Annotated in this window: 15 protein-coding genes; 9 read left to right on the forward strand and 6 right to left on the reverse strand. The window is 62.4% G+C overall.

Features of this window, described 5'->3' with window-relative positions; translation table 11 throughout:
- Positions 1–25: 25 nt before the first annotated feature.
- The 5 genes from EB815_RS20745 to EB815_RS20765 form a co-directional block, all read right to left on the reverse strand.
- Positions 26–2,131, reverse strand: a complete 2,106-nt coding sequence (locus EB815_RS20745; RefSeq protein ID WP_065005653.1) for a ParB/RepB/Spo0J family partition protein — start codon at positions 2,129–2,131, stop codon at positions 26–28.
- A 176-nt stretch (positions 2,132–2,307) separates the two neighbouring features.
- Positions 2,308–3,504, reverse strand: coding sequence for a DUF932 domain-containing protein (locus tag EB815_RS20750; RefSeq protein WP_065005630.1), 1,197 nt, complete (start codon positions 3,502–3,504; stop codon positions 2,308–2,310).
- Between the two features lie 150 nt (positions 3,505–3,654).
- Positions 3,655–4,677, reverse strand: a complete 1,023-nt coding sequence (trpS, locus tag EB815_RS20755) for a tryptophan--tRNA ligase (RefSeq protein ID WP_065005654.1) — start codon at positions 4,675–4,677, stop codon at positions 3,655–3,657.
- Between the two features lie 267 nt (positions 4,678–4,944).
- Positions 4,945–5,964, reverse strand: a complete 1,020-nt coding sequence (locus EB815_RS20760; protein ID WP_065005631.1) for an LLM class flavin-dependent oxidoreductase — start codon at positions 5,962–5,964, stop codon at positions 4,945–4,947.
- Between the two features lie 14 nt (positions 5,965–5,978).
- Complete coding sequence (locus EB815_RS20765) at positions 5,979–6,335, reverse strand: DoxX family protein (RefSeq protein WP_171883308.1); 357 nt, start codon at positions 6,333–6,335, stop codon at positions 5,979–5,981.
- Here EB815_RS20765 and EB815_RS20770 point away from each other — a divergent pair.
- On the forward strand, positions 6,334–6,828 hold the full coding sequence (locus EB815_RS20770) for a winged helix-turn-helix transcriptional regulator (RefSeq protein WP_245303383.1): 495 nt from the start codon (positions 6,334–6,336) through the stop codon (positions 6,826–6,828). The genes EB815_RS20765 and EB815_RS20770 overlap by 2 nt on opposite strands.
- Here EB815_RS20770 and EB815_RS20775 read toward each other — a convergent pair.
- A complete protein-coding gene (locus tag EB815_RS20775; RefSeq protein ID WP_196772394.1) occupies positions 6,825–6,992 on the reverse strand; it encodes a hypothetical protein in 168 nt (55 codons plus the stop codon). The genes EB815_RS20770 and EB815_RS20775 overlap by 4 nt on opposite strands.
- Before the next feature lie 100 nt (positions 6,993–7,092).
- Here EB815_RS20775 and EB815_RS33995 point away from each other — a divergent pair, with 100 nt between their 5' ends.
- The 8 genes from EB815_RS33995 to EB815_RS20810 all read left to right on the forward strand — a co-directional run bounded on the left by EB815_RS33995 (position 7,093) and on the right by EB815_RS20810 (position 14,723).
- Positions 7,093–7,224 (forward strand): hypothetical protein, encoded by a 132-nt coding sequence (locus tag EB815_RS33995; RefSeq protein ID WP_280940271.1) that lies wholly within the window; start codon positions 7,093–7,095, stop codon positions 7,222–7,224.
- 154 nt (positions 7,225–7,378) lie between these two features.
- On the forward strand, positions 7,379–7,582 hold the full coding sequence (locus EB815_RS20780; RefSeq protein WP_025560718.1) for a CopG family transcriptional regulator: 204 nt from the start codon (positions 7,379–7,381) through the stop codon (positions 7,580–7,582).
- On the forward strand, positions 7,569–8,735 hold the full coding sequence (locus EB815_RS20785; RefSeq protein WP_065005633.1) for a DNA cytosine methyltransferase: 1,167 nt from the start codon (positions 7,569–7,571) through the stop codon (positions 8,733–8,735). The genes EB815_RS20780 and EB815_RS20785 overlap by 14 nt, the downstream gene beginning before the upstream one ends.
- A 77-nt stretch (positions 8,736–8,812) precedes the next feature.
- Positions 8,813–9,760, forward strand: coding sequence for an Eco29kI family restriction endonuclease (locus tag EB815_RS20790; RefSeq protein WP_155772532.1), 948 nt, complete (start codon positions 8,813–8,815; stop codon positions 9,758–9,760).
- A gap of 25 nt (positions 9,761–9,785) precedes the next feature.
- Positions 9,786–10,199, forward strand: coding sequence for a very short patch repair endonuclease (locus tag EB815_RS20795; protein WP_065005656.1), 414 nt, complete (start codon positions 9,786–9,788; stop codon positions 10,197–10,199).
- Positions 10,196–12,526, forward strand: a complete 2,331-nt coding sequence (locus EB815_RS20800; RefSeq protein ID WP_065005634.1) for an ATP-binding protein — start codon at positions 10,196–10,198, stop codon at positions 12,524–12,526. Before EB815_RS20795 ends, EB815_RS20800 begins: the two co-directional genes overlap by 4 nt.
- Complete coding sequence (locus EB815_RS20805) at positions 12,526–14,199, forward strand: DEAD/DEAH box helicase family protein (protein ID WP_065005635.1); 1,674 nt, start codon at positions 12,526–12,528, stop codon at positions 14,197–14,199. The genes EB815_RS20800 and EB815_RS20805 overlap by 1 nt, the downstream gene beginning before the upstream one ends.
- Entirely contained in the window at positions 14,196–14,723 is a 528-nt protein-coding gene (locus EB815_RS20810) for a hypothetical protein (protein ID WP_065005636.1), read from the forward strand. Before EB815_RS20805 ends, EB815_RS20810 begins: the two co-directional genes overlap by 4 nt.
- The last annotated feature ends 2 nt before the right edge of the window (positions 14,724–14,725 follow it).

Consider the following 14,725-nt stretch of genomic DNA (forward strand, 5'->3'; position numbering starts at 1 on the left):
GGCCAGTCTCGCAAGTCGGTGACGGTTATTCAGCCGCGACCGTGTGGGGAACGTCGTCAGCTATTCCATTTTCTGTGAACGGCTCGTCTTCGACCATGGCCGTTTCGCAGCCGATTGCCGTCGATTGTTCGATCGCCGCGCTAGTTTCGTTGGTCACGGCGGATTCAACATGCGACGGGCTCCGATCGGCGGTGCGAAGCGGTTCGGGCAACCAGTCGGTATCGGCGAGCAGTGTCTGCGCTTCCGCCGCCATGTCGCCCTTCTTCAGATGCTCGATCCGATCGGCCGCGCGTTGCCCCTTCGCCTCGGCAACGGCCTGAAGGATGTGAGCCTTTGTCACCCGACCGAGGAAGTTATCCACAGTCGGCTTCCAACCGGCTGCCGCCATGTCGAGATCGACGGCCTGCGCCAGCCGATCAGCATGGGCAACGGCCTTCGGGCGCCGGTTCCAAGGCTCGTAAACCGCGTTGACCGAGAGACTGACGATATGGGCGAACAGGGCGGCCCGGCTGTCGTCATCCCATTCCAGAAGGGCATCCCACAGGTCGGCCGATTCCTTCGGAAGCGCTTTCGCCCAGCTTTCGTGCCGCGCATGGATCGCCTCGGCCGATGCGCTGTCGTTCAGTCCGGGCGCCTGCGTGCCGAAGCTGACGCTTTTCAGGTCGAGTTCCAGACAGCTCTCCGTCCCGTAGTGGTAGAAGGTCTTCAGGGTCAGGACGTGCAGGGCGGCTCGGAAGGCGATGTCAGGCCGCTCGCCGAGGGCATGGCGAAGGCCCAAGGTCCGATGCGACGTCAGCTCGGTCATCAGCCGGTCGGAGATAGGGGAGAGGCCTTCGTCCTCTTCCTCAACGCTGGCCTCTGCGGTGACGACGGCTTCGTGGCCGTCATAGGCGGCTGCCATGGCGGGCGCCTCGGCACTATCCGGGGATAACTGGGAGTCCGGTTCGGCCGGCACTTCGTCTTCCGGTCGGACGTAGCCCCGCTCAATCCGGAGCCGACCGTCGGCGCCGATGCTGACGAAGGCGCCGGCGCGCGTGATCTCGGTCGCATCGAACACGATGGACCGGTTGTCGAAGACCTCGATCGCCGTCTCCAGCTCCGACAGGCGCTCGTTGACCTCGTCCGGCAGCTCGTCGGCGTCCTGGTACTCATCGGACAGCCGGTCGAACTCGGCCTGGAGCGCATCGCGGCTCGCTTCCTCCTCGGCGGTCAGCGGCACGGTCTCACCGCGAACCTGGCGCAAACCGAAAGCATGGCCGTAAGCGAAGTCGGGCGCAACTTCGATCCACTTCCAGCCTTCGGCGGCGATCGCCTCGGATTCCAACTCGAGCTTGTCGGCGACCATCTGGTCGACCAGTTGGACATCCTGCAGCCAGCCGCCGTCGTCGCCCTGGAACAGGTCGCGCAGCACCGTGCCGCCCGCCGCAACATAGGCATCGAGGCCGATGAACTGCGCCCGCTTGTCGGAGGCCCGGACCGCGCCCTCGGTCAGCATTCGGCGGATGATGTAGGGATGCTTGTCGTAAGAGGCCTTCAGGCGCTCGAAGACCTGCTCCTGGCGCTCATGGTCGCCCGAGACGGTGAAGGCCATGAGCTGGTCGAGCGTCATGCCGTCCTCGGCGTAGATTTCGAGCAACGCCGGCGAGACCGACGCGAGCTTGAGGCGCTGCTTCACCACGTTGACCGAGACGAAGAAGGCGGCGGCGATCTCCTCCTCGGACTGGCCCTTCTCGCGCAACGCGAGGAAAGCGCGGAATTGGTCCAGTGGATGCAGCGGCGCTCGCTGGACGTTCTCGGCGAGCGAGTCCTCCTCGGCGATGCCGCTGTCGCGGACGATGCACGGCACCGGCGCGGTCTTGGCGAGGCGCTTCTGTTTCACGAGCAGCTCCAGCGCCCGGTAGCGCCGGCCGCCGGCCGGGATCTCGAACATGCCGGTCTCGACGCCGGCCTGGTCGACGACAGCCCGCACGCTAAGGCCCTGCAAGAGGCCGCGGCGGGCAATATCGTCGGCCAACTCCTCGACCGAGACGCCGGCCTTCACGCGCCGGACGTTCGACTGGGAGAGTAAGAGCTTATTGAAGGGGATATCGCGCGAGGGCGAGAGGGTGATCTTGTGAACGGTGGAAGGCATCGGGATGAACTCCACGACGAGCGCCGAAAGCCTCTCTCTCGGCATCAACCCGTCACGAAGCGCAGCGCCGCCCTCTCACTCTGGAGGGCAGCGCCGCAGAACCGACGATCAGGAAAGACAGAAAGAAAGACACCGAGCCGGAGACGCGCAAAGCCGCATCCCCGGCTTTCAGGGAGTCAGGCCGCCCGGTCGAGCAGCTTCTTGGCGCGCGCCTCTAGGTCGAGTCGAGCGTCCTGCTGGGTCTTGTCCCGCGCGACCGCAGTGATGCCCTGCACGAAGTCGAAGACGCTCTCGGGCTTGCGGCCTTCCTCGGCCAAGACGGCCTCGATGATCTTCGCCGTCTCGGCCCTGGAGAAGCCGCGCTTGCGGAGGAAGTCGCTGCGGTCCTCGTCGCTACGCGCCACGATCTTCTCGCGCGCCGCCTTGATGCCGTTGACGAAGGGGAGCGGCGAGGAATTGGCGAAGCGGGTCAGTGCCGGCGCCGCCTCATGCGCGAAGCGCGATGCGGCGTATTTCGAGTGGCGGATGGTGATCTCCTCGAAATCCTCGACGCCCCACAGATTCCGATTCTGGCAGACTGCCCTGAGATAGAAGCTCGCCATGCCGAGCGTCTTCGCGCCCACCTCGGAATTCCAGCAATAGAAACCGCGGAAGTAGAGGTCGGGCGAACCGTCGGGCAGCCGGCCGGCCTCGATCGGGTTCAGATCGTCGACCAGGAAGAGGAAGACGTCGCGATCGGACGCGTAGAGCGTCGTGGTGTCCTGGGTGATGTCGACGCGCGGGTTGTAGATGCCGGTCGACCAGTCGAGGACGCCCGGCACCTTCCAGCGAGTGTCGCCCGTGCCATTGCCGGCGATGCGCTGCACGGCCGCGACGAGCTCATAGTCGAAGATGCGGCCATAGTCGGGCCCAGTGACGGCGCGCAGCTCGACGCGGCCATCTTCGATCTCCAGCGTCTTCACCTGCTCGGCCCGATGGGAGGTCAGCCCGTATTGCAGGTTGATCCCAGCCAGCGGCGCGGGAAGCTGACGCAGATAGGCTGCGGGCGCGCCGACCAAAACGGCGAGCTGGCCGAAGCTCCAATGCGTGGGCGCAACCGGCGTGTCGGACCCGGGCAGCATCAGCGACAGGCGCTCGCCATCGTCGCGGCTCGCCTCGACCCGGATCGCCGTGCTCCGGACTGTTCGGGTGTGGCTCCGCTCAGCCCGGCCACGGACAGCGGCATAGAGGTCCGACAGCGACAGGTAGCGCTCGTCCGCCGGCCGCGAGAACCATTCCGAGGACACGCGGCCGACGCGTTCGCCGCGGGTCACATCCACTTTGTAGCCGCCGATGCGGTCGCGCGGTCCGCTGAGAGTATCGACTAGGGTCATGGGTCATCTCCCCGACGGGCGCCGGGAGCCTCTCTCCCAGCCCTCGACCCGTCACGGAAATCCGTCCGCACTCTCGCTCTCCCGCGCGTTGCGGGGCAGGGTGTGCGAAAACTTGGACGCAAGACGTGGAGGCCGCCCTCCGTATGGCCGTCACCCCCTGTTAAAGCGGAACAGCCCCAATGCGGCTCTGACCTCGTCCAGTGTTTCTTGAGTGAGGGCCGCCGCACGTTCTGTTCCGGCTCGGACCAAGTCCATCACGAAATCAGGCCGTTTCGCGAAGTCAGCTCGCCTGTCGCGTATCGGCGCAAGCAGGGCCTGTAGGCGTGCGTCCAGACGCCTCTTGAGGACCACGTCCCCGAGTCCGCCGCGCCGGTAATGTGCCTTCAGTTCCTCCAGCTCATCGCGATTCTCGTCGAAGGCGTCGAGGTAAGTGAAGACGACATTGCCCTCGACGCTCCCTGGGTCGGTCATTCGCAAGTGGGCTGGATCCGTAAACATGGCATGGACCGCCGATCTGATCTCCTGGGGAGAAGCGGACAGCGGCACGGCGTTGCCGGCGCTCTTGCTCATCTTGGATCTCCCGTCGGTCCCGGGCAGCCGACCTACGGACGACACGAGCGCTTGCGCTTCCGGCAGCACCTCCCGACCTGCCTGACGGTTGATGCGCCGGACGATCTCGTTCGATTGCTCGATCATCGGGAGCTGATCTTCTCCAACCGGGACCAACTCGGCCTTAAAGGCGGTGATGTCCGCAGCCTGTGCGACCGGGTAGCAGAGGAAGCCGGCTGGAATGTCCCGCTGGAAGCCGCGCTGTCCAATCTCCTGCTTCACCGTCGGGTTGCGCTCGAGCCGGCTCACCGTGACGTAATTCATATAGAGTATGGTGAGCTCCGCGAGCGCCGGTAGGTGCGACTGTACACAGATGACCGACTTCTCCGGATCGAGCCCCACTGCAAGGTAGTCCAGCGAGACCTCGATAACATTTCGTGCGACGCGACCGGGATCGTCCGCGTTGTCGGTGAGTGCCTGGGCGTCGGCGAGCAGCAGGTACTGACGGTGATTTTCCTGGAGCGTGAGCCGACTCTTCAACGAGCCGACATAGTGACCGAGATGAAGCGGACCGGTTGTACGATCGCCGGTCAGCACGACTGGAGGAACTTTAATGGGGGACATGGCAGGTTTCCTGGTGAGGGACGCCGCCAGACGGGCCGGATTAACACGCATCGCAAAGCGCTCGGGCCGGAGGTCCGGCGGCGCCGCGTTTGATCGAAGGCATGAACGACGGGCCGCTCCTTACGGGAAGGAGCACCACCAGCAAAAAGTGAGCATGCGACCGTTCATAGACGTCGCATAACACCCTAGGGACCGAAGCACTAGGCGTCGTGCATTGGAAATCGAAGCAGCGATGTAAGGTTTGGAGGGTAGCGCGTTGATCGAAGCTCACCTGGTTATGAGTTCGGCCACCTTGCCTGCGAGCAGTTCGAAGGATCGGAGCCGCTGTGGTTTGGCCAGAGGCCCCACGCTCATTTGTAGGCTGACCCGTGAGACGCCGCCAAGCACATCGTCGATATGGCGCAGCTTGTCTGCAACATCTTCGGGACTGCCAACAATTAGCGCGGAGGAGGAGCTCGTGAGCTGAGCGAATGAGAGTTGGGTCGGCTCTGGCCGGCCAATCTTGCGTGCGAGCTCGCCGAAGATGGCCCGATAGGGTGGGAAGAATTCTTCGAGCGCCTGCGCTCTCGTGTCAGCGATATAGCCGATCGCGTGAACACCTACCGTGAGATCCTCACGTTTATGGCCTGCGCGCAGGCCTCGGTCGCGATAGAGATCGATCAAGGGGCGGTAAGCCGCGAATTCTCCTCCTATGATGCCGACCGCGAGGGGCAGACCCAGTTCGCCTGCTCGGATGAATGACGCAGGCGATCCGGTCGCGCCAAGCCAGATCGGAAGCGTCGGCTGTGCTGTCGGGGGTGTGATCCTCTGTCCGCTCAGAGGCGGGCGGTGTCGACCGCTCCAGTTGATTGAACCGCCACGGCGGAGCCGCAGCAACAGGCCGAGCTTTTCCTCGAATAGCTGGTCATAATCTCCGAGGCTGAGGCCGAACAAAGAGAAGGCCTCGGCATAGGCTCCTCTTCCGGCGATAATCTCGGTGCGGCCGCCCGACACTAGGTCGAGCGACGCATATTCCTCGAAGACGCGGACCGGGTCGGCGGCGCCCAGAATGGTGATTGCGCTCGTGAGACGTATTTGCCGCGTGCGCGCAGCGGCGGCTCCGAGCAGTATCGCGGGAGCCGAGTCGAGAAACTCATCGGTGTGGTGTTCGCCAACCCCGTAGATATAGATGCCAAGCTCATCGGCGAGCTGTATCTCCTCCAGGACATCGCTGACGATCTGCGTCGGCAACTCCTCAAGCGTTTCCTCGCGCGGCGCGAAGACGAAGCGATCAATTCCAAGCTCCACGTGGCGGCTCCCATCTATCGACGTGAGTCAAGCAGCGGGGAGGCGGCCAGTTGCGCGCGCCACTTCCAGGCAATGATCGCAAAGATCACGGCAAGAACGATCGTGTGGATGATGTCGCCGTGCAGCGCGGTGAGCTGCGCCACGAATGCTCCAACGCAAACAGCTCCCATCAGGACGGCGCCGTAGAAGATGGTCCGCGGCCAGAGCAGAAGCACGGCCCCGAGAATCTCGGTAACGGCGGTGACGTAGCGAAACCATTGGCCAAGCCCGACCTGGTTGAATTCTTCGATCGCGGCGGGATGTCCAGAAAGCTTGAATATTCCCGCGCCAATGAAAGCGATCGCGAGGATTATTCGAAGAGCCCACGACATGGTCGCGCGCGGATTTGAGGAGGGAGTAGATGGAGATGACGTCATCGATTTTTGTTTCCTTTTGCCAATTGACGACGGAAGGATGATCGATGCTGTATGGATTCCACAAGAAGGATGGATTTTATGGTGTAGTATGGAAAATCTGACTAATGGAGAAACCTGCCCTTCGAAGAGCGCGCTGATCGAGCCCCCGCCCGAGATCGCCGCGACGTTGTCGGTGCTTGGCGGCAAGTGGAAGGTTCTGATCCTTTGGCAACTGCTCGGGAGGCCCTGTCGGTTCAACGAGCTGCGGCGCGCCATCGATGGAGTCAGCCAACACATGCTGACGATGCACCTTCGCGAGCTAGAGAGCGAAGGGATTTTGACTCGAACTGTATTCGCGGAAGTGCCGCCACGCGTTGAATATGCGCTTAGCGAACATGGGAAATCGCTTGGGCAAGTGATGAAAGTGCTGGCCGAATGGGGACAGCTTCATCTTGCTCGGCAGTATTAAACGGAGAGTCCGAGCGGCAACGGAGCGTCGCGGCTGCCGACGCTGGCGAGATCGGCCGAGAAATCGGTGATGCGCTGGGCAATAAGGTGAACGATGTCGCCCTCACCTTGGATGCGGCCGCGCACCGCCATCATGCTGGCCGATAGGATTGCGCGGCGGTTCACCTCGAACACCTTGCCCGGACCACGAGATTGGCGATGCCAGTCTCATCTTCCCGGGTGATGAACATCACGCCAAGGTGCTGCGGTGGTTTCGGATAACCTGATGAGCGAGGCGGTGATCGGCCCGAGCGCCGCAATGCTCGATGCGATGGCTGACCTGTGGCGGCTCCGCCCGCCAGGGCCCGACAATATCCTCAAGCGCCCGGCCTTCGTGCGTCTGCGCGAAGCGTTCTGACGCATTCGCCTCCTAGACATGTTCTCAATTTGTTCTTATATAAAATAGTTGAGGCAATGCTGTGCTGAGGCGAGATGGAGATTGAATCTTTAACGATTCTCAGCCAAGGTAGTGCATCGCCGCGGAATGCCGCGGATCGCCGCGGAGTCAGGAATTGGGCAAGGACGGTCGCGATGCAGAGCGTGTCACAACAACCCTGACTAAGCGTCAGAAAGCGGAGCTTGACCGACTCGCCAAGGCGCAGGGTGTCAAGGTGGCGTGGCTCATACGACGCGCGGTCGAGAGATATTTGGATGACGCGGCAGGCGGACCGATGCTGCCGCTCGAATTGGAAGGGGGCGAGGATGTTAAGCGCTGAACTCTTCGCCGGTTGTGGCGGGCTCGCTCTCGGGATGTCCCGGGCAGGCTTCAAACACGCCTACATGGCTGAATTCGATCATGATGCGGTCGAGACGGTGCTCCACAACAAGTCGAAGGGCGTCGAGCACGTTTGCGACTGGCCCATGGGGCTAAAGGACGTTCGTGAGATCGACTGGAAGAATATCTCGACGCTTGACCTGATCTCCGGCGGGCCACCCTGTCAGCCATTTGGGATAGGCGGGAAGAAGCTCGGGCAGGATGATCATCGCGATATGTGGCCGGAGGCTATCCGTGCCATTCGCGAGGCCAAGCCGCGCATGTTCCTGTTCGAGAACGTTCGCAATCTCGCTGGCCCACGTTTCCAACCCTACCTCAACTGGATCGTCGCTAGCCTGGAGCGTCCGTCAATGCTCCGACGCCTAGACGAAAGCCATGAGGCGCATCTCGCGCGTTTGAGCGTCTCACGATCCAAGCGCGAATATCGGGTTGTGTGGCAGCTGGTGAACGCCGCTGATTATGGCGCCGCACAAATCCGTCACCGGGTCCTGATTTTCGGAATTAATGCCGAAGTCGGCGTTGCTCCCGCGCGAATGATTCCGACACACTCCCGGGATCGATTGCTATGGGACCAGTTTGTCACGGGCGAGTACTGGGCTCGTCATGGATTGAAGCCGCGCAGGGAAGCGCTTCTAGCGCAGGACCGACGCCGCGTTGCTGAGCTGAGGAAGCTTGATGTCGCTCCCGCGACACAGCCCTGGTTGACCGTACGCGATGCGTTGCGCGGCCTTGGCGAGCCCAATGGAAAGCGCAACCACGTTCTGCAGCCTGGCGCCCGGGTCTATCCCGGACACACCGGTAGCCCCCTCGATTTACCCTCGAAGGCATTGAAGGCCGGCGATCATGGCGTTCCCGGGGGCGAGAATATGATGGTCCGTGACGACGGGACGGTGCGCTACTTCACCACGCGGGAGGCCGCCCGGCTCGTCGGGCTTCCGGACGACTATGAATTTCCCCGGTCCTGGACAGAGAGCATGCGTCAACTGGGTAACGCGGTTCCCGCCCAGCTCGGCGCGGCCGCTGGAGGCTGGTTGGCGAGCCTCGCGGCCAAGGGAGTGCAACCGTCGCTAGTGCCGAAGCGTCGGGCAGCGTAAGATTTAAATATTGCTGGAGCCGGGAGGACGAGTCGCGACCAAACACCTCGTGTCGGCCTACCGAAGGGGGTTAATGGATGGCACTCGGACCCGATCGCGCTGCGATCAAGGCACTTGAGGACGCGCTGAATGCTGTGCTTGCCGCGGCCGGGGGAAACCCGCCCCAGGTCGTGGTCAGGCGTATTCGGGAGGGCCTAGCCTCGCATGCGGCCGCCCTTGAGGCGGCAAGGTCGGCCACCGACCCGATCCGAATGCCGCGCGCGACGTTTGATCCGGCCGACCCGAAGGCCATCGGTCGGATGGTTTCAATCGCTCTTCTCGCTCAACCCTTGATCCCGCTCGCCGACGTCCGCCCCGCCTATGGCTCCGGCGTATACGCGATCTACTATCGCGGCGATCATCCGCTCTATGCGGGCATCTCAGGGTCGGAGACGCCGATCTATGTCGGCAAGGCCGATCCCGCCAACGACGATGCGAGCACGACGCGAGAACAGGGCGCAAAGCTAACCGCGCGGTTGCTGGAGCATGCTGGCACGATTGGGACGGCGGAGGGCTATGCGGATCAGCTGTCAGCTCATCTCTCGCCGATCAGGTTGGCGGATTTTCAGTGCCGGCGGCTAGTGTGCGCAACCAACGCGCAGCTTGTGGCCGAGAAGCACTTGATCCGTACCTTCTGGCCGATCTGGAATGCCGAGACTAAAGCGTGCTGGGGCATGAGCAAGCATGGTGACGCGGCTTCTACCCGCGCCAACAAGCGCTCTCCATGGGATGTCGTGCACCCTGGGCGTGCCTGGGCGCTCGACGGGCGATTGGTAGACTCACTCAGCCCCACCGAGATCGAGGGCCGTATCAAGAGCACCTTGGAGCGCGTGCCGGCGCGGCTCGACCATGCAGCGCTTCTTGAGGAGATGCTGGCCGGCTTCCGCCAGGATGATGCGGTCAGTCAGGAAAGAGATGAACCTCCGGTCGGAGAGGATGCGGCGGGACCGGCGCCTGATGAGGCTGGTGGTGCGGACGACACGTGAGGTGGATAGGGCCAGAAGCGCCCAGATGGCGCTCATCAAGGCGCGCGACACAAAGCCGGAGCTAAAAGTTCGGCGGGCGATGTACGCGGCTGGCTTACGTTATCGTCTCCACGCCAAGGACTTGCCCGGACGGCCCGATCTGGTCTTTCGCTCGCGGCGCATCGCGGTTTTCGTACATGGGTGCTTTTGGCACCAGCACCCGGATCCCGCCTGCAAGCTAGCGCGAATGCCGAAATCAAAGCTCGAGTTCTGGCGGCCGAAATTAGAGGGCAATCGCCAGCGGGACCTAAGGACCCGCAGTGAGCTTGAGCAGCGAGGGTGGTCAGTGTTCGAGGTATGGGAATGCCAAACCAGCCGCGACGAGTTGGATGCTCTCGCGATTAGCATACAGAGAGCGCCAATCGCGCCGCAGTCAGGAAGAGGGAACTCTAGAAAATGAGCCAGGAATTCGACCTGACACCAGATCCCCGCGTCCTGCAGATGCTGGGTGAGATCAATCTCCCACAGTGGCGTTGCCTCGCGGAACTGATCGACAACTCGATCGACGGCTTTGTGCACGCGGTGCGTTCCGGCGCGCCGATCGAGGCACCCGAGATCAGCGTCACGCTGCCCAGTGCGGATAATGAGAACGCGCGCGTCATGGTCAGGGACAACGGTCCCGGCATGTCCTTTGAGTCCCTAGAAAACGCCGTCCGAGCCGGCTGGTCCGGAAACGATCCACTGTCCAACCTCGGCCTGTTCGGCATGGGCTTCAATATCGCCACCGCTCGCTTGGGATTGGTAACAGAGGTTTGGACTAGCCGCGCCGGCGACCCGGAGGAGGTCGGCGTGCGCATCGACCTTGATGAGCTACGCACCACGCGGAGCTTCAAGGTCCCACGGCAGACGCGCCCTAAGCCGCACCACAATACTCACGGGACCACAATCGTGATCAGCCGACTGAAAGGGGACCAGCGAGGCTATCTCGCGCGAGGCAACAATCAGAAAACGATGCGGAAGCATCTCGCCCGCGCCTATTCCGCGCTGCTCGGCCAATCGGAGGCCGGCAAGATTCGGCTGATGGTGGGCGGCACGCGTCTGGCGCCGAGGCGCCACTGCGTTTGGGGCGAGGACCGCACCGTATCATTTCCCGACGGCACCGTCGCCCGGGCGGTTGAGCATATCGACGTTAAGCTCGCGCCCCGCCGCTATTGCACTCATTGCATGCGAACGCTTGCTGCGGCGGAAGAAACCTGCCCGACCGGCAGCCCGAGCTGCGAGGTAGTTGAGGCGGAGCGTCGGATACACGGATGGATTGGTCTCCAACGCTATCTGCATAACACGGAGTTCGGTCTGGATTTCATCCGAAACGGGCGGAAAATCGAGATCGCGAACAAGGACTTGTTCGAGTGGAGCGATGGCGACACCGCGGAGGTGGAGTATCCTACGGACGATCAGCGCGGGCGCGGCCGTTTCGTTGGCGAGATTCATGTCGATCATTGCCGGGTAAGCTATACCAAGGATCGTTTCGAGCGAGACGATCCGGCATGGAGCGAGATGGTGCGCGTCGTTCGTGGCGAGGGGCCGCTTCGTCCGATCGTGGCGAAGCAGAGAGGATACGCTGGCAACGACAGCCCACTCTACCGGCTCTACCAGACATTCCGGAGATCCAGTCCGCAGGGCAAGAATGGCCTGTGGTCGCGCGTTCTGGTGGTCAAGGACAATGACCGAGCTCAGCAGATGGCTAACCTGTTCGATGAGGATGACCCTGATTATCTGACGGATGAGCGCTGGTGGCAGCTTGTCGTCGAGCAGGACAAGGAGGTCCTCGGCGAGAAGCCTGGGGAGGGAGGAGAAACGCCGCTGCCAGCTGGCTTTGTCGACGAGCCAGGGACAAGCGGCACCGGCGACACAACCCCTACGACGACAACAACAACGACAACACCGCCGCCGCAGCCGGAGCCATCACCCCGACGACAAATTCACGACCTGTCACGGAAGTACGTCCATCCGACATTCCGGGTGGAGTACGAGATCCAGGCCTACGGCGTGGCTGGCAATGACCCGGACCTTCCCGCGGGTCTCCCCTGGGTGCTTAAGCTCGATGACGTCGCGACGAGGACATACGGCTTCCTCGTCGATGTGAGTCACGACGTCTTTCGGTCTACCACTATGACGCCCCTCGACGGGCTGCTAACCGAGCTCACCCATCGAACCGTTGAATTCTTGCAGGGCCAGGCGCAGGACCCGTCGGTCGCAGGCGTGCTGGCGGACTTCCGCAAACAGTATTGCCTCGATAGCAGGCTTGACCCGCAGGAGATTATCACGCTCGCGACGTCTGTCCTCGGAGACATGGCGCGGGCAGTGCCCACGCTCATTGAGGACGGCCAGGGCGAGGCAATGTTCGCGGAACTCCACGTCAGTGAGCGTGACTCAGTTGCGCGCCGCATGGCGAACCGAGGCGTGCCTGACCACAAGGCGTTAATCGCGGATGGGCGCTTCTGGGATTACGCCGATCCAGAATCCCTGAGAGGACTTTTCGGCAGGCATCCTGAAATTTTCCTCGACGGCAACTACTGGAACGATCCCTATGCCAGCCTCGATTTCGGCAGCGAGGCGATCTCTGAGCAAGCTCGCACGGCGGTGCGGTCCAGATACGACGCGTACCTGAGCGATGCGGTATGGCTCGCGAACCAAACGCCCTCCGATGTCGAGCGGGCGAGCCGGGATGCGGTGATACGAGCCAGCTGTTCCGTGCGGCTGCTGAAATCTGACGTGTCCGACTGATGCGCGCGCCTTTCCTCGACGCCGAGCGGTTGTTGAAAGGGCCTTGGCAGGCCTTCGAGCGCGACGTCGCCCGGCTGCTCGTCTGTAACGGGTTCGAGGATGTGAGGCTTGTCGCCGGATCGGGTGACCACGGCGCGGACGTGCTGGGGGTCAAGAACGGTGAGCTTTGGGTAATCCAGTGCAAGTTCACGACGGGTGGATATCCATCGGCGAGCGCGGTGAATGAAGTTGGGGAAGCGGCCCGCTTCTATAAGGCGGACCGCATTTACGTCGCCTCAAGTCGGAAAGCGGGCCCAGCAACCCACGAGGCCATCAAGCGCTGGAAGGCCCTTGGGATCGAGATCGGGGTGCTGGAACCGGCTATGCTTCTTGAGCTCGCTCGGAAAAGCCCAGAGTATTCGGTGCATCGAAGGGAGCTGCGTGACTATCAGGACGAGGCTGCCGAGAAATTTGTTGCCTCGCTGCGCGAGACCGCCCGTGGGCAAGTCGTCTTGGCGACAGGGTTGGGAAAGACCGTCGTCTTGGCGGAAAGTGTGGCCCAGCTCTTTCGGGATGAGGCGATACCCGGTGGACGAGCATTGGTCTTGGCGGGCACGCGTGAGCTCGTCGATCAGCTGCAACGGTCGTTCTGGGATCAGCTTCCAAAATGGATCCCCACTCACCGCCTCATGGGTGGCGAGAGTCCGAGCCATTGGGACGGCATCACCTTCGCGACCATCCAATCCGCCGTGTCACGGCTTGAGGAGCTCCCGGACTTCGGCCTCGTGCTCATTGATGAGGCTCACCATGTCGGCTCGGAGACTTTCCGCCGCGTCACAGATCATCTCGCCGGGGCCATGATTGGAGGCGTCACAGCCACTCCGTGGCGCGGAGACGGTTACGATATTGATGAGCTGCTTGGGCCTCCAGTCATGAAAATCGGTATCGCTGAGGGCCTTAAGCGAGGATTTCTCTGCGAGGCTGATTATCGCCTCCTGGCCGACAACATCGACTGGGAGCTCGTTCGGACGCATTCGCGCAACCGTTATTCGCTTAGCCAGCTCAATCGGCTGTTGCTGCTCCCGACGCGAGATGAGGAAGCGGCCCGCGCGATCCGCGAAACCTTTGACAAGGAGCGACGGCGTTCAGCGATCGTTTTTTGCTCGTCGGTACATCACGCCAACAGCTTCGCCGCGACGCTGCGTCTATTCGGTTTCCGGGCCGAGCCGATAACCGGAGAAATGACCGCGCGCGAGCGCGACAAAGTGATGGCAGCCTTTCGCAAGGGGAGCCTCGATGTCGTCACGACGCGCGACCTCTTCAATGAGGGAGTAGACGTGCCGGACGTCGACATGATCGCGTTCATGCGTGTGACCCACAGCCGTCGCATTTTCGTCCAGCAACTCGGACGTGGTTTGAGGATCAGCCCCAAAAAGACGAAGGTCGTTGTTCTCGATTTTGTAAGCGATCTTCGCCGCATCGCCGAGGTCGTCGAGCTAGAAAAGGCCGCTCGCGGCGACCTTGAGCGGCTTCGTCTTCCCGGCATGGTGCACTTCCGTGACGAGGGCGCAGGTAGCTTCATGCTGGATTGGATGCGCGACCAGGCTGACCTATTTATGCGCGAGGGCGATCCCACGCTGGAGCTGCCCGCGTTCGATTTCCCCAAGCCACACAATGGGGGGACCGTTCAATGATGATGCCGGAGGACATTCGAGACGGTCTTCGTGATAAGCTATGGAACGCGGCCGATGATCTGGGCTGGGCTTCGCTGAACGATTCCGAGCGCTCGCGGCATTACGAGAAGTGGACCAAGGATCCCGCAATTGGGGGGCGGATTGCGCACTTCATGGATCCACGAAAGGTACGGGTTTACATCAAGGACTCGCTGATCAAGCCCTATGAGCGGGCGCGCCTGCTCGCCAGCGAGCCCGAGATTTGGCGCGCGCTCAACATGACGGCTCCGACGGAGGCAGCCGAAACCTTCATCAAGCCGCATGGCTGCCGACTTGAGGATGGCCGCGTGATCTGTTGGGGCAAGAGTCGCGATTGGAAGCTCGTCATTATGGCGGTCTACGAGCGGGGAAAATCGCGGCACGAGGGCCGTCCGTTTGGGGCCGTGCTTCTGGAAACAGGAAAGACGCCGAACGAAGCAGCCCGCAATCTTGTCAGGGATGCCGCCACGCGCCTCGGCGTTGAGAAACTCGCGTGGTTGGGTTGAAT

Origin of the sequence: Mesorhizobium loti (genome assembly GCF_013170705.1) — a bacterium.
Classification (GTDB): Bacteria; Pseudomonadota; Alphaproteobacteria; order Rhizobiales; family Rhizobiaceae; genus Mesorhizobium; species Mesorhizobium loti_D.